Below are 22,264 nucleotides of genomic sequence, written 5' to 3'. Positions count from 1 at the left end.
GGACTGATAAGTAGATGAGATTTGTTGACGTGATGCCGGCAGTCCGGATCCTGAAAAGCCTATGCGCGGCAGCGGGCCTCGCACTGCTGCTGACCGCCTGCTCGCAAACGACTGGCGTGCCACGCCAACCGGCTGCGCCGCCGGTCGATCCTGCGCTGCAGGCGATGTATGCCGAAGTGCAGGACGGTGGACAGATCATTCCCGCGGTCGATGTGTCGAAGATGGATCCCCGCAATATCCGCCAGGTCGTCAATTATCGCACATCCTATCTGCCCGGCACGATCGTGGTCGATCCGCATGCTCGCTTCCTCTATCTCGTCATGGAGGGCGACAAGGCGATGCGCTACGGCATTGGTGTCGCCAAGGCCGGTCTCGAATTCCAGGGCGTAGGCGATATCAAGCGCAAGGCCCGCTGGCCGGGTTGGGTGCCGACGCAGAACATGATTGCTCGCGAGCCGGATCGCTACGGTCCGCTCGCACAGGGTCTGCCGGGCGGCATCGACAATCCGCTCGGAGCGCGCGCCCTCTATCTCTACCAGAACGGGCGGGACACGCTCTACCGGATCCATGGGACCAACGAGGCGTGGTCGATCGGTCAATCCGTATCGTCTGGATGCATTCGCCTGCTCAACCAGGACATCATCGATCTCCACGCCCGTGTTCCAGTCGGATCGCAGATGGTGGTCCTGCCTCTCGAAGAATCCGGAAGAGGGGAGTTCTGATCAGCTAAGGCCTTCTCCGTCTTGTAGCGTGGTCTGTGACAGACGGAGCGTTGCGACAAGACAGAGTTTGGCGGTAGCATCGCAGTCTCAGAACCGGCGCGCCTAGTGGTACGCCGGCAGCCGGCGATGTCAACGTGGCGGCATTGCTGCGTCGGAAAGGCTTCGAGAGGGCCAAATGCATGATCGAACGACCGGAAGTCTTCCTGCGGCAGCTGCTCGACCGTGCTGTCGAGGTGGCGGATCCGATGCGGTCGCTCAAGGATTGTCTGCCTGAAAAGCCGAAGGGGCGGGTGATCGTTGTCGGCGCCGGCAAGGCGAGCGCTCGGATGGCGGAAGCGGTCGAGGCGGTCTGGGGTCCCTGCGAAGGTCTCGTCATCACGCGCTATGGATATGGCCGGCCATGTCATGGCATCGAGATCGTCGAGGCGGCCCATCCGGTTCCAGACGAGGCGGGCCTCAAGGCGACGGCGCGTCTGCTGGCTCTTGTTGAAAGTGCCGGCGAAGGCGATTTCGTTCTGGCGCTGATCTCGGGCGGAGCCTCGGCGCTCTTGGTTCAGCCGGTGCCGGGCGTTTCGCTTGCCGAGAAGCAGGCGGTCAATCAGGCGCTGCTCGCGTCAGGCGCGCCGATCGACCGGATGAACACGGTTCGAAAACATCTCAGCCGAGTAAAAGGTGGACAATTGGCCGCCGCAGCCTGGCCGGCTCAGGTCCTCGCCTTGATGATCTCGGATGTGCCGGGTGACGATCCGGCCTTTATCGGCTCCGGTCCGACGGTTGGCGATCCGTCGAGCACGGATGACGCTCTTGCGGTCGTCGACCAATGGAAGGTCGCGCTGCCGGGCCGGGTCCGTGAGGCATTGGAGCGCGGCTCCGGGGTCGTCAGGCCCGACGATCCGCGCCTTGCCCGGGTGCAGAACGTCATCTACGCCGCACCCCGGCAATCGCTAGAGGCGGCTGCGGCGCTGGCCCGAGAGGTCGATTGCGACGTGCGCGTTCTTGGTGATGCCCTGGAAGGTGAGGCGAGGGATGTCGCCGAGGCCCAGGCAAGGGAGGCGCTGGCTGTGCAGCATTCCCTGCGTGCGGGGGATGCGCCGGTCCTGCTCCTCTCCGGCGGCGAGCTTACGGTTACACGGCGCGGCGATGGCATTGGCGGGCCCAATGCCGAGTTCTGTCTGGCGCTTGCATTGGCTCTGGACGGCGCTGGAGGTATCCACGCGCTCGCTTGCGATACGGATGGTGTCGATGGTGCAGCCGAAGTCGCCGGCGCCGTCATCGGTCCCGAACTTTTGAAAAAGGCTGCCGAACTGCGTTGCGACCCAGAGGTCGCTCTGCAACGAAATGACGCCCATTCCTTCTTCGCAGCGTTGGACGCACAGGTTGTCACTGGCCCGACCCTGACCAACGTCAACGATTTCCGCGCGATCCTCGTGCAGCCGCGGCCGACCGCATAAAGGCTTTAGCCGAAAATCCCCTCCACTGACGAAATCCGACGCGTGATGGGTACCGGTGCTCGCTGCATTGGCATGCCCGCGAGAAAGCCTGCGGTTGATATCTATCATGATAAATTATTGCAATTGGATTATCTATGTGAATTAATAGCGCGCATAAAGGATGCCAAATCGAAAGGATTTCCCCATGAAGAGGCTGTTCCGGAGCGCATTTGCCGCTGCCGCCTTGAGTGCCGCCATGATTGCCGCCCAGCCGGCGAGCGCGCAGACCCCGCCCAATGTCCTCGTCGTCGGGCAGATCGCCGAGCCGAAGTCTCTCGATCCGCATACTGTCACCGCCACCAATGATTTCCGCATTCTGGTGAACGTCTATGATGGTCTGGTGCGCTTCAAGGACGGGACGCTGGAGATCGAGCCGGCGCTCGCGGAGAGCTGGGACATCTCGGAGGATGGCAAGACCTATACGTTCAAGCTGCGTCAGGGCGTGAAGTTTCACGACGGTTCCGACTTCACCGCCGAGGCCGTCAAGTTCAACTTCGACCGAATGCTGAAAGAGGACCACCCATTCTACAATACCGGTCCATTTCCCCTGTCGTTCAACTTCGCCTCTGTCGAGGCCGTCAACGTGATCGACGGCCAGACGGTAGAGTTCAAGCTGAGCGAGGCGTTTGCCCCCTTCTTGTCCAATCTCGCCTATCCCACAGGGCTGATCGTTTCTCCGGCTGCCGTGGAGCAGCATGGCGCAGACTACGGCCGGAACCCCTCGGGCACCGGACCATTCAAGTTTGCCGAATGGCTGTCGAACCAGCGTGTGGTCGTCGAGCGCAATCCGGACTACTGGGGTGAGGCTCCGGCCCTCGAAGCCGTCGTCTTTCGACCCGTGACGGATGCAAATACGCGTGTTGCCGAAATGCTTTCCGGAGGCATCGACGTGATGGTCGAGGTGCCGCCGGACAATCTCACGACCTTCCAGCAGGATGCCGCGTTCTCCGTCGCCGAGCAGGCGGGGCCGCATGTCTGGTTCGGCATCCTGAACACCAAGAGCGGTCCGTTCGCCGACAAGCGTGTTCGTCAGGCCGCCAACTACGCCGTCAACAAGGAAACGCTGGTCAACGATGTGCTTCAGGGCACGGCAACCGTGGCCGCTGGTCCGATTCCGCCTGCCTTCAACTGGGTGGAAAGCTCGGTCGAGCCTTATGCCCATGATCCAGAGAAGGCCAAGGCCTTGCTCGCCGAGGCGGGTGTCGAGGCGCCGGAACTGACATTCTACGTCACTGAAGGCGGTTCGGGCATGCTCGATCCGGTGACGATGGGCGCAGCCATCCAGGCCGATCTGCAGGCTGTCGGCTTCAAAGTGAAGATCGAGACCTATGAGTGGAATACCTTCCTCGGTCGCGTCAACCAGGGTCTCGACGGTCAGGCTGATATGGCCGAAATGGCCTGGATGACGAATGATCCCGACACTGTGCCCTATCTCACGCTGCGCAGCGATGCGATGCCGGACAAGGGTGGCTTCAACTCTGGCTACTATTCGAACCCCGAGGTCGACGACTTGCTGGAGAAGGCACGCACCTCGACGGATCAGGCCGAACGCGGCAAGCTTTACGGCCAGGTCCAGGAGATCGTGCATGACGATGCCCCCTGGCTGTTTGTCGCCAACTGGAAGCAGAACGCGGTCACGACTGCCGCTGTCCAGGGCTTCAAGCTGCAGCCCTCGTTCCTTCTCAACCTGCACGGTGTGACGAAGCAGTAATCCTCCTGCGGCTGATGCCGGCGGGCATGTCGCTCGCCGGCGTCAGCCTGGGACATTCCCGGAGGTTGCTATGCCGGCCTATATTCTCAAACGTCTGATCGCAGTCGTGCCCGTCTTGTTCGGCTTGTCGATCATCGTCTTCCTGGTGATGGCCCTCATTCCCGGGGATACGGCGACAGCCATTCTCGGCGCCTATGCGACGCCAGAAAACGTCGAGCGCATCAATCGCGACCTCGGGCTCGACAAGCCCCTGGTTCAACAATACCTGGTCTGGATCGGCAATGTGCTGCAGGGTGACTTCGGCCGCTCCTATGCCCTGAACCGGCCCGTGCTCGACGAAGTCCTCGAGCGTTTCGGCGCCACCCTCATCCTTGCCGGCGTCTCCCTCCTTCTGTGCACGGTCATCGGCCTTCTCGCCGGTGTTGTCTCGGCTGTCCGGCAGTTCGGATGGGCGGACCGTGCGATCACCTTTTTCGTGCTGGCCGGGATCTCCATGCCCTCCTTCTGGCTGGGACTGCTTCTCATCTATCTCTTCGCGGTCAAGTGGCGCATGCTGCCGGCCTCGGGCATGTATGCCGTCTATGGCGGAGGGGACCTCAAAGACCTTCTGCTCCATCTGGTGCTGCCGGCCGTCACGCTGTCGGTCGTCGCGGCTGGCGTGATCGCACGCCTTACGCGGGGCGCCATGCTCGAAGTGCTGCGACAGGACTTTGTCCGCACGGCCCGTGCCAAGGGACTTTCGGAACGGCGGGTCATCTATGGTCACGCGTTTCGATCGGCACTGGTTAGCATCATTCCGGTGATCGGCATCCAGTCCGGCTTCGTGCTCGGCGGCGCCGTCTATATCGAGACCGTGTTCCAGTGGCCGGGCGTCGGGGCCATGCTGGTCAAGGCCATCTCCAGCCGTGACATCCTGTTGGTCCAAGGTGGAGTGCTCGTCGTTGCCGCGAGCTACGTGCTCTTCAACCTCGTCGCTGATGTTCTCCAATCCATGCTCGATCCGAGGATCCGCACGTGAGTACCGTTTCTGCTGTTACCCCGCCCAAGGTCGCTTCGGGACGGATCACGTCCTGGCGGCTTCTTCTCAACAACCGTCTCGCGGCAGCGGGGCTCGTGCTCATCGGCCTGATCGCTCTCCTGATCCTGCTCGTGCCGATCCTGCCTCTGCCCGATCCCGATGCCACCGCGCCGGCACAGCGGCTAAAGCCTGTTCTGACGGCCGGACATCTTCTCGGCACGGATCAACTCGGCCGCGATATCCTCAGCCGGCTCTTGTGGGGCGCCCGTTTGTCCGTCACGGTCGGCTTCACGGCGACGCTGATCGCCGCGCTGATCGGGTCAGTGATCGGTATTGTCGCGGGCTATGTGGGTGGACGCACGGACAATGCCATCATGCGTGGCATCGACATGCTGATGGCCTTTCCCTACATTCTTTTGGCGCTCGCTATCGTCGCTGCCCTGGGGCCGGGCCTGATGAACGCGCTCTATGCCATTGCCATCGTCAACATCCCCTTCTTCGCGCGTAATGTGCGCGGCGTGACGCTCGGATACGCCCATCGCGAATTCGTCGATGCTGCGCGCCTTTCCGGCAAGGGGCACCTGTCCGTCATGTTCACCGAGGTTTTGCCGAATGTGGCGCCGGTCATCGTCATCACGATGTCGACGACAGCCGGCTGGATGATCCTGGAAACGGCGGGGCTGAGCTTCCTCGGCCTCGGCGCACAGCCGCCGCAAGCCGATCTCGGGTCGATGCTGGGCGAGGGGCGGGCGCAGCTCTTCACCGCTCCGCATGTGTCGATCGTGCCGGGTGTCATGATCTTTCTCATCGTCATCAGCCTGAATGTGCTGGGTGACGGCATTCGCGACGTGCTCGATCCACGCCTGCGCTCCGGGGCGCTTGCGCGTCCGGGGCCTGTCACGGAAATTGCAACCGATCGAAACGTTCCGGAAAACTCAGCCCAGGACGCTGCTCTTTCCATCGAAGGTCTAGAGACCGGTTTCCGCAGCGGAAACGACATCATTCCGGCGGTGCGTGGGATTTCCCTGCATGTGAAGCGCGGGGAATGCCTCGGGCTGATCGGTGAAAGCGGGTCGGGGAAGAGCGTTACGGCGCTGTCGGTCATGGGGCTGGTGGCGTCCCCACCGGGCATCATCCAGAGCGGTGCGATCTATGTGGGCAATGAAGACGTGCTGGCGATGTCGCAGACACGGTTGATTTCCCTGCGTGGCAGCCGTGTCGCCTATGTGTTTCAGGATCCGCTGACCACCCTGCACCCCATGTATCCCGTCGGACGGCAAGTCGAGGAAGCGATCGCTGCGCATCAGTCAGTGAGCGCGAAGGACCGCCGTGAACGAGCGATTGCCCTGCTTGAAAAGGTCGGAATTCCGGAGGCCCGGGAAAGGGCGAAACACTATCCGCATCAGCTTTCGGGCGGGCAGCGCCAGCGTATCGGCATTGCCATGGCGCTTGCCAACGATCCTGACGTGATCATCGCCGACGAGCCGACGACCGCGCTCGACGTGACCGTGCAGGCCCGCATTCTCGAACTCTTGCGTGATCTTCAGCGCGAGCGCGGGATGGCGCTTCTCTTCATCACCCACGATTTCGGCGTCGTGTCGGAGATCTGTGACCGCGTCGCGGTGATGAAGGACGGCGAGATCGTCGAGACCGGAGAAACGCGCGCGGTTCTCGCCAACCCGCAGCATGACTACACGAAGCGGCTGATTGCCTGTGTGCCCGAACTCGGGACCGGAGCGCAATTCTTGGAGCGTGTCGCCCGGCTCTTCCCTAAGCAGAACGCGGAGGTGTCATGACGAAGTCTGCGATCCAGATCCGTGAGCTGACCAAGTCCTTCGGTGGCGGGCGCAGCCTGTTCGGCAAGGAACGGCACGAGGTCAAGGCCGTGAAATCCGTGTCGCTGGATCTGATGCGGGGTGAAACGCTTGCCGTCGTCGGGGAAAGCGGATCGGGAAAGAGCACGCTTGCCCGCATGCTGGTCGGGCTCGAGACGCCGACATCGGGCAGCATGCTGATCGGGGGCAAGGATGCGGATGTGCTTCGGCGCGAGGGGCCGCAGGCCTTTGGCAAGACGATCCAGTATGTCTTTCAAGACCCGGTTGCCTCGCTGAACCCGCGCAAGACAATCAGCAGCATCCTTGAGACCCCGCTCAAGCTGCTCTGCGGATACGAGGCGCCCAGGCGGCGTGAACGGATGAAGGAACTGCTGGACGCGGTCCAGATGCCGGAGAGCACGCTCTCGCGCTATCCGCACGAATTCTCCGGGGGGCAGGCGCAACGGATTGCGATCGCGCGCGCTCTTGCGGCGGAAGCGGAGATCCTAGTCTTCGACGAGCCGGTGAGCGCGCTCGACGTCGGCGTGCAGGCGCAGGTCCTGTTGCTTCTCAGCGATCTGAAAACGCGGTTCGACTTGTCCTATCTCTTCATCAGTCATGACCTTGCCGTTGTCGAGGCAATCTGTGACCGCGTGGCCGTCATGTATTTCGGTGAGATTGTCGAGCTGGCACCCGCGGCAAGGCTTTTTGCCGATCCTGAACACGCTTATACAAGGCGGCTCGTGGCCAGTGCGCCCCGTATCAGGAGAGAATGACGTGCGATGACCGATACCGAGGAGAGGGCGAAGACGAGCAGCGAAGACGGCAAGCGGTTGTTTACCCCTGCCGGAAAGACGAAGCGCCGACCCGATGCCATTGCCGATCTGATGAAGGATTTCATCCGTTCGCAAGGGCTTCAGCCAGGCGATCGTCTGCCGCAGGAGCGCGATCTGATGGACCGCTTCAAGGCTGCCAAGGGCACGGTGCGGGAGGCGATGAAGGCTCTGGAAACACAAGGCCTGATCTTCACGCGTAGCGGCCCCGGGGGCGGTGCCTTCGTCGCGGCTCCCTCCGCTCGCCACGCCATGGAGTTGTTGTCCACCCACTTCTTCTTCAATCCGCCGACCCTCTCCAACATCTATGCGATCCGCAAGGCGCTGGAGCCTGAAGTCGCCGCCTCGCTCTCAGGCAGGGTATCGGCCCAGCAACTGGCTTTGCTCGAGCGAACGATCCGGCTCTATGATCACCCGCCGGTCGACCCGGACGAACAGTATCGCCAACGCGTTGCGGAACTCGATTTCCACTCGCAGCTGGCTCAGTTCTGTCCCAACCCGTTGCTCGGGTTTCTCTGTGGTCTGATGCACAATCTGTTGCGCGATCTGCCACTGGCCAGGCAGATCTATGCTGATCCTGCGCCCAGCTCGCGGGAGGAGGGGCTCTCCTACCAGTACCGGCTCATGGCAGCGCTGAAGGATGGACGGACAGAGGATGCGCGCGCGATCGCGGCCGAGCATATGGCATTCGCTGAGGCCTATATGCTGGCGCGGGCAGGCACGATCGGATAATTAGGACGGTACAGTCGGCAGTCCTTTACGAGGTCGGCGTTGCCGTCTCAGTCGATGTCGGACAGTGGCGGGCATAACAGGAGGTCGGGCTATGGTTTGCGCGAGCCGCATTCAGAGTGTAGTGAGCTCCCGCTCCCTCGACATTTTTGCGAGCCGGTGGAGCCAGATCGCGTGTCGCGCGTTACTTCACGCGGTCAGTCGGGGGCTTTACGGAAAAAGATGATGCAGTTTTTCTCGGGCTACGAGGCGCAGATTGCTCTGGGCCTGGTGATCTTGCTGTTTGGCATGTTCGTCTGGGAAAAATATCCCGCTGAAGTGACGGCATCTGCCGGTGCCGCAGTCTTTATCGTGCTCGGCTTCGTCCCGACCGACAAGGCAATGGGCGTTTTCTCAAACTCTGCGCCACTGACGATCGGTGCCATGTTCGTGCTGACGGGTGCCCTTGTGCGTACCGGTGTTTTGGAACGCGTGGCGGCAATGGTTCTGGAACGGTCGAAAAAGCGCCCACGGCTGGCGCTTGTCGTTTTCTTGGTCACGGCGCTCGTCGCCTCGGCTTTCATGAACAACACCCCGGTCGTGTTGGTCCTCATCCCAATCGTGATCCGGCTCGCCACCTCGCTGGACATCGCTGCGACACGGCTCCTGATCCCCGTATCCTATTTTGCTATTCTGGGTGGCACCTTGACGCTGATCGGCACATCGACCAACCTGCTCGTCGATGGCGTCGCCCGGGGACAGGGGCTTGAGCCTTTCTCGCTTTTCGAGATCACACCGATTGGTCTGGCTGCTGCAATCACTGGCGGGCTCACGATGCTCGTGCTTGGCAGGTTTCTTTTGCCGGATCGCCGTGAGGAAGGCGGCGAACTGGACGATCAGGATGACGCCGAGTTTCTTTCGGAAATCACCGTGCTCGCCGAAGGTCCGTTCACTGAAAAGCCGATCGGTGAAATCGCGGAATTCAAGCAGCCTGGGCTTCGCATCGTCGGTCTGCACGCCAATGGCGAGGTGGTCCGTAAGGATATCGAGACCATGACCCTGAAAAAGGGCGACGGTCTGATCATTCTTGCAAAGTCGGCAGACATCTTGACCCTGAATGCGCTGGAAGGCTTGCGCGTCGGTCAAAGACGCGGAGCGGCGCCGAAGGGCGACGTCATCGTGGTCGAGGCGGTCGTGGCACCCGGGCGCTACGGCTATCGGACACGCCTTTCCAGCCTGACGCTCGGGCGCCGCTTCGGCGTGCGCATCATCGGTGCCCATCGACACCGGCATGTACCGGGTCCGGACCTTGCCAATGTCCGCCTGCGGCCGGCAGACAAGCTGCTCATTGAGGGTACCGCCGAGGCTCTCGATGAACTGTCGCAGCAGAACGAGCTGATATCGGTCACCCGTTCCACCGCCCGTGCTTTCAGGCCGACCAAGGCGCCTTTGGCCTTGCTCGCCCTCGGTCTCGTCGTGCTTCTCGCTGCATTCAATGTCATGGACATCGGCACTCTGGCGATGATCGCAGTTCCCGCCATTCTCATCTTGCGCTGCATTGACGCAGACGAAGCCTGGGGCTCGATCGATGGCGGCATTCTGATCCTGATTTTCGCGATGCTGATCGTCGGGCAGGGATTGCAAGAAACCGGAGCCGTGGCACTCGTTGTGGATACGGCCATGCCCTTGATGTCGACGGTCTCGCCCTTCGTTCTTCTGCTTTTGGTCTATACATTGTCGTCGACGCTCACCGAATGCGTGACCAACAATGCAGTAGCCGTCATCCTGACGCCGATCGTCATCGGCCTCGGTCAGCAACTCGGTATCGATCCGAGGGCCCTGGTGGTGGCCGTCATGTTCGGTGCAAGTGCAAGCTTTGCGACGCCGATCGGCTATCAGACGAATACGCTGGTTTATGGTGCCGGGAACTATCGTTTCAGTGATTTCGTCAAGATCGGCTTGCCGATGAACATCATAGTGGGCTTGGCGTCCTGCTACGCTATCTATCTTTATTATGGTCTTTGAGGAGTAAACGCATGGATATCATCACCGGCTTTTTCGGACTGGTCGAGGATCTCACATGGGGATGGGCGCTCATTCCCATGCTCGTTGTCTTCGGCGTGTTCATCACGGTGATGACCGGGTTCGTGCAGATCAGGTTCTTCAAGCGCATGTTTCGCGTTCTCTTCGCCAAGAACCAGACCGGCGATCCGAATGCGATCAGCGCACGCGAGGCCCTGCTCGTGTCCGTCGGCGGGCGCGTCGGTGGTGGTAACATCGCAGGCGTCGCGGTCGCGATCACGCTCGGCGGGCCGGGGGCCGTCTTCTGGATGTGGGCGATTGCAATCATCGGCATGGCGACGAGCCTGGTCGAATCGACGCTTGCTCAGCTTTACAAGCGTTCCAACGGCGACGGCACCTATCAGGGCGGGCCTGCCGGCTACATCATCTATGGGCTCGGTGCGAAGCACAAATGGCTGGCCGTGGTCTATGCCGTCTGCCTGATGCTGGCGTTTGCCTTTGGTTTCAACGCTTTCCAGGGCAATACCTTTGCCGGTGCCGTCTATGACAGCCTCGGCGTCGATCGCGTCTGGAGTGGCATTGGTCTTGCGATCATCACCGGCTTTATCGTCTATGGCGGCATCCGCCGTATCGCGAAGGTCGCTGACGTCATCATTCCGATCATGGCCTTCATCTATATCGGCCTGACACTGCTGGTCATCCTGTCCAACATCACCGAGATTCCGGGCGTCATCTGGTCGATCATCGCCAATGCCTTTGGCCTGGAAGAGGTTGTCGGCGGCGGCTTCGGCGCTGCCCTGGCCCAGGGGCTTCGCCGCGGGTTGTTTTCCAACGAGGCGGGTCTCGGATCCACCCCGAACGTGGCGGCGACGGCTGATGTCCGCCACCCAATCAGCCAGGGCATTACCCAGTCCTTCTCGGTGTTCATCGACACCATCGTGATCTGCACCTGCACGGCCTTCATCATCCTGCTCAGCCCCGTCTATCAGCCGGGCGTGGAAGGCATCGACGGCATCGTGCTTACCCAGCAATCGCTGGTCAGCCAGGTCGGCACGTGGTCGCAGTATTTCCTGACTTTCGCCATCCTGCTCTTTGCCTTCAGTTCGATCATCTACAACTACTATCTCGGTGAGACGGCCCTGAAGGTCATGACCGCACGGCCGGGTGCCTTGCATGTTCTGCGTTTTGCCATCGTCATCGTCGTATTCCTGGGCGCGACGGCTCCGGGTGCAACGGCGGTCTTCTTCTTCTCCGATCCGCTGATGGGCGTGCTCGCGGTGGTCAACCTCACCGTGATCCTGATGCTCTTCCCCGTCGCCTTGCGGGTCCTCGACGATTTCCGCTCGCAGCTGAAGGCCGGTGTGGCGCGGCCAGTCTTTGAACCGACGGCGTTTCCCGATCTCGATCTCGATCATTCCGCCTGGCCCCATGCGCAAAGAGTGGCGGGACCGGACGGGGGCGCTCTCGCCAAGGCGTGAGCATCTTTGTGGGGCTGTGGTGACGCGGCCCCGCGAACGTCTCAAAGCGATTGATGACATTGTCGGCTGATTGAAGCCGCCTCGGTTTTCCGGGGCGGCATCTTTGTGCTTGCCTCGTTGATAGGACCGTTCCCATCATTTCCGTTGACACCCGTGGGGTGCGCTACTAGCCTGTGTGGAAACGTTACCACATTGGGAGGAGATAACGATGAAACAGGCGCGATTGAACCGCCTCTTCGGCACGTCTGGCAACTGCTTCGACGTGGCCATCGATCACGGCATGTTCAATGAACGCACGTTTCTCGCCGGTATCGAGAACATGCGCCAAGCCATCGACGTCATCGCTGCGGCAGGCCCTGACGCCATCCAGCTGCCGCCGGGCACAGCGCCCATGCTGCAGTCGATCCCGGGCAAGGCTCGTCCAGCCCTCGTGCTGCGTACCGATATTGCGAACATCTATGGCAACCCGCTGCCGAGTGCCCTGTTCTCCGAGGTGATCGATCGTCCGGTCGAACAGGCGATCGCGCTCGATGCAGCCTGTGTCGTGGTCAATCTGCTGATGCTGCCGAACCAGCCCGAGGTCTATCGGGCCTGCGTGCGCAACGTGAACAGCCTGAAGCGCGAATGCGAGATCTACGGCATGCCGCTCATGGTCGAGCCGCTGGTCATGCAGGACAATTCCAAGGGCGCCTATATGGTTGACGGCGCAATCGACAAGATCCTGCCGCTGGTCCGCCAAGCCGCCGAACTCGGCGCCGACATCATAAAGGCAGACCCCTGCGACGACGTCACCGAATATCATCGGGTGATCGAGATCGCTCAAGGGCTGCCCGTCCTCGTGCGTGGCGGTGGCCGGGTCTCCGATGAGGAAATCCTCGCTCGCACCAGGGTGTTGATGGAGCAAGGCGCGCGCGGGATCGTCTATGGCCGCAATGTCATCCAGCATGCCAATCCGGGCGGCATGACGCGGGCGCTGATGGCCATCGTTCACGACGGCGCAACGGCGGAGGAAGCGTCGCGTCATCTCGCCTGAGATAGCGTGACGGGAGGAGGAGCTTATGAAGACCTTTCGTTTCGGCGTCATCGGCTGCGGCCTCATGGGGCGCGAATTTGCCAGCGCCGCAGCCCGCTGGATGCATCTGACTGACGCCAAGGCTAGGCCAGAGATCGTTGCCGTCTGTGACACCAATACGGAGCTGATGGCGTGGTTTCAGACCCACGTTCCCTCCGTTCGACAGGCAACCACGGACTACCGCGAACTTCTCGCCAATCCTGAGGTCGACGCCATTTACTGCGCCGTACCTCATGTGCTGCATGCCGACTTCTACACGGACATTCTCAAGGCCGGAAAACATCTGCTGGGTGAAAAGCCGTTCGGGATGGATCTGGCGCAGAACAGGGCGATCATGGCTGTTCTCGCCGAGCATCCGGAACTCATCGTTCGCTGCTCGTCGGAAATGCCTTTCTTCCCTGGCGCGCAGAAGGTCATTGCCATGGCGGCGAGTGGCGAGATGGGCGACATTCTCGAAGTCGAAGCCGGTTTTCTGCATTCTTCCGACATCGATCCCAACAAACCGATCAACTGGAAGCGCATGGAGCATGTCAACGGCGCCTACGGCTGCATGGGGGATCTGGGCATGCATGTGCTGCATGTTCCCTTGCGGCTCGGCTGGCGGCCGGAAACGCTGCATGCCAACCTCGTCAAGCGGATCACCGAGCGCCCGGATGGCAAGGGCAACAGAGTGCCCTGCACCACTTGGGATAATGCGACGATCAGCAGCCGCGTGCGCACCGCCGACCAGGATTTCCCTCTGGTTCTCAAGACATGGCGCATCGCACCGGGAGAATCCAACACGTGGTACATCCGCATCCTCGGCATGAAGAAGAGCGCCTTCTTCTCGACCAAGCAGCCGCGCCAGTGGCAGTGGATGGATTACCAGGGCAGCACCCAGTCCTGGAACACGGAAGACCTCGGCTATGGCTCGGTCTTCCCCGCCATCACCGGCAAGATCTTCGAATTCGGCTTCGCCGATGCGATCCAGCAGATGTGGGCGGCCTTCGTCGACGAACTGGCGGGTGGTACGGCGAACGGCTTCCCCTGTGCAAGCCCCGCGGAAGCGGCTGCCCATCATGCCGTGCTGACGGCCGCGCTGCAATCCGGTCTGGAAAACCGGGTCGTTTCTGTCGACTACGATTGAGGCGGGACCATGAGACGCTCCGAGATCAACGAAGCCCTGCGGTTTGCCATCGGGATGCTCGAGACCTGGCGCTGGTCCCTGCCCGTCTGGGGGCAGTGGGGCGCTGCCGATTTTGCAGTCCATCCCGAGGCCTCGCGCTATCTGGCCAGCCGGCAGCTCGGCTGGGACGTTACCGACTTTGGCTCCGGCCGTTTTGCCGAACAGGGGCTCGTGCTCTTTTGCCTGCGCAACGGCATCCTCGGCATGGAAGGGGAACGCAGCTATGCGGAGAAGCTGCTCTTTATCCAGGAAGGCCAGGTGACCCCGGCCCATCTGCACAAGTCAAAGCAGGAAGACATTATCAACCGGGCAGGCGGCGATCTCGTCATCGAATTCTGTGCGGCTGATGCAACGGGCAAGGTCACGGAATCCGATGTCTCTGTTCTCGTCGATGGCATCGAGCACCATCTCCAGACCTGGGAGCCACTCGTCCTGCATCCAGGCCAGAGCGTCACCATCCCCACGGGGCTCTATCACCGTTTCTATGGTGCGAAAGACAAAGGTCCGGTGCTGGTCGGCGAGGTCAGCCAAGTCAATGACGACAGGACCGACAACTATTTCCTCGAACCCATCGGGCGTTTCGCCGAGATCGAGGAGGATGAGCCGCCGCTTAGACCTCTCTGGAACGAGGGGACTGTCTGATGAGAGCCGGGGAGGAGGTTCGAACCAGACAAGAGGCCCGAACGGCAGGTGGTATCGTCTGCGTCGGCAACTTCATTGTCGATCGTATTCACACCCTGTCCTACTGGCCGGAACAGGGCAGTCTCGCGCATATTTTGCACCAGGACATGGGCGTCGGCGGCGGTGCGGCCAATGTGGTGACCGACCTCGCTTCGCTTGGGTTCAAGGGGCGGCTTTCGGTGGCGGGTGCGGTGGGGGACGATCGGGACGGCGCTTATGTCCGCGATCGGCACGCGGCTCTCGGCATCGATATTGCCGGTCTCCGTATTCTTGATGACCAGGCGACGGCACATACCCATGTCATGAACGTGCCGGGGCAGAGCCGCACCTTCTTCTATCACGGCGGCTCCAACGACCTGCTGACGGACGATCTGATCGACCCTGCTGCTTTTGCAGGCAGCGGACACAGGATCTTCTATCTCGGCTATCTCATGCTCCTGCCGGCTCTCGACCGGAAGGATGCAAGCGGCTCTTCCGGGGCGGCGCGTCTTTTGAAGGCGGCACGCGAGGCGGGGCTGACAACTTGTGTCGACTTCGTCTCCAGCGAGGACCCCGCCTTTGCCGACCAGGTCGCCGCTGCGCTGCCCCATTGTGATTATGTCATCGTCAACGAGACCGAAGCCGGACGCGCAACGGGCATGGTCGTCCGCGACAAGTCGGGCACTTTGCTGCTGTCAGCTGTGGAAGAGGCCGGTCAGCGGCTTCTGGACGGCGGGGTGGCGCAAGGCGTCGTCATTCATGCGCCGGAACTCTCCATCTGGCTTTCGCCCGACAAGGCCCCGGTTGTCACGCCCGCACTTGCCGTGGATCCGGCCGCCATCGTCAGCCCCGTCGGGGCCGGAGATGCCTTCTGCGCGGCGGTGCTTTACGGTCTGCACGAGGGCTGGCCGATCCAGACCATTTCGGCCGTTGCCCATCGCGCAGCAGTTCATTGTCTGGGCGGCGCGACCGCGACTGATGGCATACCCGACATGTTGGTTCTGCTCGCCGAAATCTGAACGCCTGCAATCAGATATCTGCAGGGGCTGGCCCGGTCGATTCCCGGATGATGAGCTCAACGGGCATGCGCGTAAGCGAGGCTGGCCGGCGTTCCAGATTCTGCCTGTGATCCTGCAGACGTTCTTCGAGCTTGCGGGTCGCCTCGAGCGCGACCGCGCGGATCGGCTGTGCGACCGTCGTCAGCCGTGGCAGAACATAGGCTGCCTCCGGCAAGTCGTCGAAGCCAATGACAGAGCAATCATCCGGTACGCTGCGCCCGGTGTCGCGGACGGCGTGGATCGCCGCAATGGCCGCGATGTCCGTGGTGCCGATGATCGCGGTGATGTCGGTGTGATCCAGCAGAACGGATTGTGCCAGCGCGTAGGTGGCGGCGAAGCTGTGCTCCTCGCCGATCGCCTCGATGGCCGGTGCAAGTCCATGTTCGCGCAGAACGGCCCTGATGCCTTCCATGCGAAGCCGGATCGGCTGGCTGTGTCCCGGCGCCCCGACAACGGCGATCCTCTGATGGCCGAGATCCACGAGGTGCCGGGTCATCATGCGTCCGCCTTCGACATGATCGGCCATCACGGTGTCGTCCGATATGCCGACGAGTTCGCGGTCGATCGCTATCACGGGGATCCCGGAACCGACCAGCGGCTGGAGATGCGCGGTGCCGCCATAGGCACTGGCGACGATGACGCCCTCCACCCTTTGCGCGCGCAGCATCGCGACATAGCGGGCTTCGTGGTCTTCGTTTTCCGCCGAACTGCAGATCAGGGTGTGATAACCGCGCTCGAACAGTTCGCGCTCGATGGTGTTTGCGAGGATGCCAAAGAAGGGCACATCGATGGACGGCAGCATGAGGCCGATCATCCGGCTCGCTTCACCGCGTAGCATGCGGGCGCCCTTGCTTGGCGCATAGTTGAGGTCTCGGATCGCGGCTTCAACGCGCTGGCGCACTTCCGGCGAGACATAGCCACTGTTGTTAAGGACGCGCGAGACTGATGATACCGAGGTTTCGGCAACATTCGCGATCGTCCTGATACTGGCAGCCATTTCGGTATTCCCGCATCCGTTATGGTGATCGGAGTACGCAGAATTGCTGGCCCCGGCAAGTTGCGATTGTATCGTCGGCCAAGCATCAGGAAATATGTCCGCGTCGTCTTCCCGCCGTCATGTGTGTCCAGATTCCGCTGACGTTTGCAGCAGTGTCTGCAAGAGCGTGTGCCTGATCACCCCCTCGCGTCGCAATCCTTTCACCTTCAATCGTCCCGCTTTTCGCCAAAGAGCAGCGCATTTTACTTAAGATTCACGATAATTCCGAACGTTCGCTTGCCGTTAATCTGCTTTTCGACGCTGTTTGGTATGGATCGGAGCATGGTTATTGCGAGCTCGCCACGTTCGACTGAAAAAGGCCACGCCGAGACCGGTGCGGCGACGGCGTACGTCGTCGAGGCCGTGACGGAAGCCTTCTTCCAGTCCGCCGACTATGCGGCGCTGCATGCGCGCTCGAAAGCCACCGCCTTTCAACATCCGCTTTGGCTCCAGGCCTTGCACAAGCATCTTGCCCCGTCACGGGGCGCGCAAGGCGTAACACTTGTGGGACGGCCGGGGCCTGGCGAGCCTCCCTGTTTCGTCCTGCCGATGATTACCCGGAAGCTCTCCGGCGTGACGATCCTTGAAAGTGCGGATCTCGGCGTCAGTGACTATGCGGCGCCGGTGGTCGATTCCGTCTGGTGGGAGAGGCAGCATGATCATAACGCGGTTCGCGCCTGTGTCGCCGCTGCCTTGCCATCGCATGACATCTTGCGGGTAAAACCGATCCGCGATGAGCATCTGGCCCTCTGGCAGGCGTTCGTGCCGGGGAGCACGAAGACACTCGGCTTTTCGGCGCATGCTTCGGCACTCCTGGCGCCGGTGGAGCATTGGCGAGAAGAGGCGCTGACCGACAGTTTCGCGCGCTATCTTGCCCGCAAACGCAAGCGATTCTTCAAGACGGAAGGCGCAAAGTTTGTTGTCGTTCACGGAGAGCACGCGATCGCCCGCGCGATGGAACGGCTGGCTCAGCTGCGCGAGGGCCGTTTCGAGCAGGACGTGATTGCCGCGCCCGCAGCGCGAGCCTTCTACAGCGCCGTTGCGCAATCCGGGGCGCAGGCAGGTTTTGCCCGCATCTACGCGCTCGAACTCGGGGGCGATGCGATCGGTTATACCTTCTGCCTCTCGTTTGGCGGACGGCTCCACTACCTGCTGATCGGCTGCGATTACCAGACCCATGGGCGCCATTCGCCGGGTTTGCTGCTCTATGATGGGATGATCGGCGACTGGATTGAGGCCGGTGGCGAGATCTTCGACTTCACCATTGGCGATGAGCCCTTCAAGGCAGATTTCGGCACGGTGGCCACGCCCCTTCATGTATTGACGCATACGCCGACCGTGCGAGGCGCAATTGCGCTTACTGCGATGCGTTGGCGCGAGCGGTGGCGCGAGGCTTCTGCCGCCACGACCACGACACCTTTTGCCCGCCGCCAGACATCCGGGGAGGACAGTGGATGAACGCGCGCCCAGCATTCCTCGAGAATTCGGTCATCGTTGCAGCGCATCCGGACGATGAACTGCTGTGGTTCAATGCCATTCTGCACGACGTCGATGAGGTGGTCGTCGTCTACAGGGATTTCTGGGCCCAGCCGGGACTCGGCGAAAAGCGAGCTGCCGCTCTCGCCGATTTTCCCCGCGCGGGTGTCAGTTGCCTCAATATCTCGGAATCCGGTGCGGCTGGCTGTGCAAACTGGGATGACCCGCGAGAAAGCCCTGACGGTCTCGTCCTCAGCTTCGAAAGCCAGCGGCGGGAACTGACGCGCATGTCGCGCCTTGCGCTTGGCAAGGTCGGCATGGGCGAACGGCGCGTGGCCGAACACAGTGTGTTGAAGGCCTATCAGGACAACTTCGTGAAGATACAAACCTTGCTGCGGGATCGCCTGCGTCCGGGCATGAATGTTTTCACACACAATCCCTGGGGCGAATATGGGCATGAGGAACATGTCCAGCTCTTCCGCGTGCTCCAAGGTCTGAGGGATGAGATCGGCTTCAATCTCTGGATGTCGAATTATTGCACCAATCGGTCGCTGCCTCTGGCGATGCGATACTTCCAGACATCTCCCGGACAGCCGATCCGTCTGCCGACCAACAAGGCTTTCGCGGAAGAGGTGGCCTCTGTCTACAAGCGGCATGATTGCTGGACCTGGGCGGATGACTGGCGATGGTTTGATGACGAGTGGTATCTGCCGGCACCCCGTCAGGGCGCGACGCCACAGCCACATCAGCACCTGTTTCCGCTCAATCTTTTCACCATTGATGTGGCGCAGAAGCGACCCTGGCTCTCGATGGCCGTCGGCTCAGCCGCAGCAGCCTCGGCCCTGATGATTGCCGCCGACTTCTAGTGGTGCGCGGACGGGTAACGATCAGCGCCAGCACGATAAAAGATATCAGTGACACGGGCTTAATCTTGAACGGTGTTCCAGTGAAAACAACGCATGAAAACTTCAACATTGCCGCTCCCTTCTGGCAATGCGCGCATGCTCATCCCAGTGCGACTGCCCTGGTCGTTGCGCGGCGCGAGTTTACGTATGAAGTCTTGGCGCAAAAGGTTGCTCGCCTCGCCGGCCATCTGGCGCCGCGGTTGAGACAACGGCGCGTAGGGATTTTCGCCACCCGAAGCCTAGAGGGTTATGTTGGCATTCTCGGCGCCTGCATGGCGGGTGCGACCTATGTGCCGCTCAATCAGAAATGGCCGCCGGAGAGGCTGGTCACGCTGCTGAGCCTGCTCCAGCTTGATGCGCTGATCGTTGACCGCAATGGGATAGGCTTGCTGACGCCGGAGGTCCTGGCTGCGGCCCCTTCCATTATCATCGGCCCTGAGCGGGCCGATATGCCGGCAACGGTGGATGCTGCGATCACGCCGCTCGACGCCCTGACCGATCCGTCGCTCGGCGAACCCGAGATGGTGGGGCCGGATCATGAGGCCTATATCATCTTCACCTCCGGCACGACCGGGCTTCCAAAGGGTGTGGTGATCTCGGCCGCCTCTCTTGCGTCCTATCTGGTGCAGGCACGCCCGTGGACGACGCTCGGGACAGAAGACCGGGTTGCCGAAGCGCATGACCTCACCTTCGACCTCAGTGTGCATAATCTGTTCCTGGCACTGGAGTCGGGCGCCGCACTGCATGTGATGTCGGCGCTCGAGCTATCGGCACCGCAGCATTTCATTCGCAGCCATGGCATCACGGCCTGGATGTCGGTGCCGACAATCGTCAACATGATGCGTACGGCCGGTTCGTTGAAGCCCGGACTGTTCGAGACGATCCGCCTGTCCGTCTTTTGCGGCGAGCCGCTGCCGGGCGTGACGGTCGAGGCCTGGAAGGTTGCCGCGCCAAACAGCGCCATCGAGAATATCTATGGGCCAACGGAATGCACCGTCGTCATGCTCAGGCAAAGCGTGGGTGCCGAGATGCCGCTTACGCCAGGGCGCGGGGTGGTAGCGATCGGCACACCCTTCAGCGACGGCAGGATCGCAATCCTCGGTCCTGACCTGCAGCCGGTGGCTCCGGGTGTGCCGGGAGAAATCGCGCTGGGCGGGCCGCAGGTCGGCATTGGCTATTTTGCTTCGCCGGAACAGACGGCGGACCGTTTCCGCGACATGAATGGTGAGCGCTGGTACCTGACGGGGGACCTCGGTCTGTGCGATGCCGAGGGCGTCTACCATCATCTCGGCCGGACGGATAACCAGGTCAAGGTCAAGGGTAACCGGATCGAGCTGGAAGAAGTCGAGGCGCATCTGCGGCTGGCGGCTGACAGCACGGTCGTTGCGGTCGTGGCCTGGCCCCATGTCGATGGTGCTGCCACCGGGCTGGTCGGCTTTGTCGCCGGCAGCGATGAAACGGCTCAATCGATCCAGACGAAGATGTTGCGGTCGCTGCCACGCTACATGGTCCCGGAAGCCATTCATCTCAAGGATAGGCTACCCGTCAACGTCAACGGCAAGGTGGATCGGCGCGCATTGCGTGACATCCTCGAAGGGGGCGCGTCTTGAGCATCGTTTTCGAGCAAGAGCCGCTTCGCCCTCTAGGCCGCCTCATGAAGTGGCGGCGTGCCTGGTTGACGATCGACGCCAATCCGGCAGCGCGCAGCTTTGCCGGGACCATCCGCGGACTGCTTCTGATCCATGCACTCTTCCTTGCGGCACTCGCCGTAAGCCTGCAGATCAGTCTGTCGGCACTTGCACTGATCGCTTTGACCCTTCTTGCTGCAGCGCGCTGGCCAGAGCGCCGGCTCACCATTCTGGTCACGTCGAGCCTAGTCTTCCTGTTGCTGCGGCCCTTCCGAACCGCCGACATGAACACGCTTGTTGTCGACTTGGCCGCAGCGGTCGGGAACGGCGTGTCCGTGCCTCCGCTCGCCCTCCAGGTGGCCGGTGTGGTTCTTTTCCTCGGTTTTGCGCAGCTGATGATCGCAGGCCAGCGCATGAGCAGCGGCATCTGGTCCCGCCGTCCGGTGCTGGTGCAGCTTGTCGGCTTCCTTGCGGTGCTTGCTGTTGCCGCCTTCGTGCCGCCGGGCGATTATGGCCATGCCATGCTCTGGGCTTTCCTCGCTGTCTGGGCATCCTGCTTCTGGTTTCTCGCCTATGCGGCTGTCGACCTGAGGGCCAAGGCTGCAGCACCGGACGGCGTGCGGGCGCTCTACATGCGTCCGGTCTGGGGCGGTGATGTCGCGCCGTTCGGCAAGGGTCTGTCCTTCCTCAAGCGTTTCGAGGCAAAGGATGACGAAGCCCTCGCCGTAACGCGCTTAAAGGCACTGAAACTCGCCGTGTGGACGGCCATTCTCAGCTGGACCGCGCTTGCGGCCACGACACTGTTTCATGAGATGCTGGGCGTGCCGAAACTCGGCTTCATGATCCTCAATCCGGGGGATACTGCGACCATGCCCCTTGGCCTCCAATGGGCCGGTTTGATCGTCAATTACGGTGTGGATCTGCTGATCATTGCCGCCTGGGGCCATGCCATCGTCGCCGTGGCGCGCATGATGGGCTACAACATCCCGCGCAATACGGTGAACCCGCTGGCATCCCGCTCGATCGCCGAGTTCTGGAACCGCTACTACTATTACTTCAAGGAGGTTCTGGTTGATTTCTTCTTCTATCCGGCCTTCATGCGCTGGTTCAAGACATCGCCACGCCTGCGGATCGCGTTCGCCACCTTCTGTGCGGCCGGGTTCGGCAATTTCCTCTACCATCTGATCTTCGTCTCCCATGTCTTCGCAGACGGGACGCCTTTCGATGAACTCGACCGTTTTGCGACGCTGGCCTTTTATGTCGGTCTGCTCTCGGCGGGCCTGATCATCTCGCAGATCTGGGGCCGCAAGACCTCGCCGGCGGATGGCTTCTGGCGTCACGAGGTTCTGCCCCGGATCAATGTGGCGCTGTTCTTCTGCTTTCTGAAAATCTTCGACAGCGTCTGGCTCGAAGGCCAGCTGTCGGATCGCTTCCACTTTCTGTTTGGCCTGTTTGGAGTTTGACCTGC

Annotated in this window: 18 protein-coding genes; 17 read left to right on the top strand and 1 reads right to left on the bottom strand. The window is 61.6% G+C overall.

Annotated features, from left to right (window positions below):
* The first annotated feature begins 14 nt into the window (after positions 1-14).
* The 13 genes from D4A92_RS04010 (at position 15) to D4A92_RS03950 (ending at position 15,712) form a co-directional block, all read left to right on the top strand.
* On the top strand, positions 15-722 hold the full coding sequence (locus tag D4A92_RS04010; protein ID WP_203018279.1) for a L,D-transpeptidase: 708 nt from the start codon (positions 15-17) through the stop codon (positions 720-722).
* Positions 723-901: 179 nt separating this feature from the next.
* A complete protein-coding gene (locus D4A92_RS04005) occupies positions 902-2,173 on the top strand; it encodes a glycerate kinase type-2 family protein (RefSeq protein WP_203018277.1) in 1,272 nt (423 codons plus the stop codon).
* A 184-nt stretch (positions 2,174-2,357) separates the two neighbouring features.
* A complete protein-coding gene (locus tag D4A92_RS04000) occupies positions 2,358-3,923 on the top strand; it encodes an ABC transporter substrate-binding protein (protein WP_203018275.1) in 1,566 nt (521 codons plus the stop codon).
* 70 nt (positions 3,924-3,993) lie between these two features.
* Entirely contained in the window at positions 3,994-4,941 is a 948-nt protein-coding gene (locus D4A92_RS03995) for an ABC transporter permease (RefSeq protein WP_203018273.1), read from the top strand.
* Positions 4,938-6,737, top strand: coding sequence for a dipeptide/oligopeptide/nickel ABC transporter permease/ATP-binding protein (locus tag D4A92_RS03990; protein WP_203018271.1), 1,800 nt, complete (start codon positions 4,938-4,940; stop codon positions 6,735-6,737). The genes D4A92_RS03995 and D4A92_RS03990 overlap by 4 nt, the downstream gene beginning before the upstream one ends.
* Positions 6,734-7,531 carry an ATP-binding cassette domain-containing protein gene (locus D4A92_RS03985; protein WP_203018269.1) on the top strand — a complete coding sequence of 266 codons (798 nt, stop codon included), beginning with the start codon at positions 6,734-6,736 and terminating at the stop codon, positions 7,529-7,531. Before D4A92_RS03990 ends, D4A92_RS03985 begins: the two co-directional genes overlap by 4 nt.
* Positions 7,532-7,537: 6 nt before the next feature.
* Entirely contained in the window at positions 7,538-8,320 is a 783-nt protein-coding gene (locus D4A92_RS03980) for a FadR/GntR family transcriptional regulator (RefSeq protein ID WP_203018267.1), read from the top strand.
* 222 nt (positions 8,321-8,542) lie between these two features.
* On the top strand, positions 8,543-10,321 hold the full coding sequence (locus D4A92_RS03975) for an SLC13 family permease (protein ID WP_348649888.1): 1,779 nt from the start codon (positions 8,543-8,545) through the stop codon (positions 10,319-10,321).
* Between the two features lie 11 nt (positions 10,322-10,332).
* On the top strand, positions 10,333-11,796 hold the full coding sequence (locus D4A92_RS03970) for an alanine/glycine:cation symporter family protein (RefSeq protein WP_203018264.1): 1,464 nt from the start codon (positions 10,333-10,335) through the stop codon (positions 11,794-11,796).
* 208 nt (positions 11,797-12,004) lie between these two features.
* Positions 12,005-12,829, top strand: a complete 825-nt coding sequence (locus D4A92_RS03965) for a class I fructose-bisphosphate aldolase (RefSeq protein WP_203018262.1) — start codon at positions 12,005-12,007, stop codon at positions 12,827-12,829.
* A 25-nt stretch (positions 12,830-12,854) separates the two neighbouring features.
* Positions 12,855-13,994, top strand: coding sequence for a Gfo/Idh/MocA family protein (locus tag D4A92_RS03960; RefSeq protein ID WP_203018260.1), 1,140 nt, complete (start codon positions 12,855-12,857; stop codon positions 13,992-13,994).
* A gap of 9 nt (positions 13,995-14,003) precedes the next feature.
* Positions 14,004-14,675 (top strand): D-lyxose/D-mannose family sugar isomerase, encoded by a 672-nt coding sequence (locus D4A92_RS03955; RefSeq protein ID WP_203018258.1) that lies wholly within the window; start codon positions 14,004-14,006, stop codon positions 14,673-14,675.
* The gene (locus tag D4A92_RS03950) at positions 14,675-15,712 is read left to right on the top strand and encodes a carbohydrate kinase family protein (protein WP_203018256.1); all 1,038 of its coding nucleotides are present in this window, start codon (positions 14,675-14,677) and stop codon (positions 15,710-15,712) included. The genes D4A92_RS03955 and D4A92_RS03950 overlap by 1 nt, the downstream gene beginning before the upstream one ends.
* Positions 15,713-15,722: 10 nt before the next feature.
* Here the strand turns inward: D4A92_RS03950 and D4A92_RS03945 are convergent, their stop codons facing one another.
* On the bottom strand, positions 15,723-16,748 hold the full coding sequence (locus tag D4A92_RS03945; RefSeq protein ID WP_203018254.1) for a LacI family DNA-binding transcriptional regulator: 1,026 nt from the start codon (positions 16,746-16,748) through the stop codon (positions 15,723-15,725).
* A gap of 321 nt (positions 16,749-17,069) precedes the next feature.
* Between D4A92_RS03945 and D4A92_RS03940 the strand changes: the two genes are divergently transcribed.
* The 4 genes from D4A92_RS03940 to D4A92_RS03925 all read left to right on the top strand — a co-directional run bounded on the left by D4A92_RS03940 (position 17,070) and on the right by D4A92_RS03925 (position 22,259).
* Positions 17,070-18,245: a GNAT family N-acetyltransferase gene (locus tag D4A92_RS03940; protein WP_203018252.1), complete on the top strand. Its 1,176-nt coding sequence runs from the start codon at positions 17,070-17,072 to the stop codon at positions 18,243-18,245.
* Positions 18,242-19,129, top strand: a complete 888-nt coding sequence (locus D4A92_RS03935; protein ID WP_203018250.1) for a hypothetical protein — start codon at positions 18,242-18,244, stop codon at positions 19,127-19,129. Before D4A92_RS03940 ends, D4A92_RS03935 begins: the two co-directional genes overlap by 4 nt.
* Before the next feature lie 80 nt (positions 19,130-19,209).
* A complete protein-coding gene (locus tag D4A92_RS03930; protein WP_203018248.1) occupies positions 19,210-20,778 on the top strand; it encodes an AMP-binding protein in 1,569 nt (522 codons plus the stop codon).
* On the top strand, positions 20,775-22,259 hold the full coding sequence (locus D4A92_RS03925) for a hypothetical protein (RefSeq protein WP_203018246.1): 1,485 nt from the start codon (positions 20,775-20,777) through the stop codon (positions 22,257-22,259). Before D4A92_RS03930 ends, D4A92_RS03925 begins: the two co-directional genes overlap by 4 nt.
* Positions 22,260-22,264: the final 5 nt, after the last annotated feature.

This window comes from Rhizobium rosettiformans, assembly GCF_016806065.1.
In the GTDB taxonomy this organism is placed as follows: domain Bacteria; phylum Pseudomonadota; class Alphaproteobacteria; order Rhizobiales; family Rhizobiaceae; genus Allorhizobium.
Note: the sequence above shows the minus strand (reverse complement) of the source record. Positions and strands in the feature narration are given on the sequence as shown.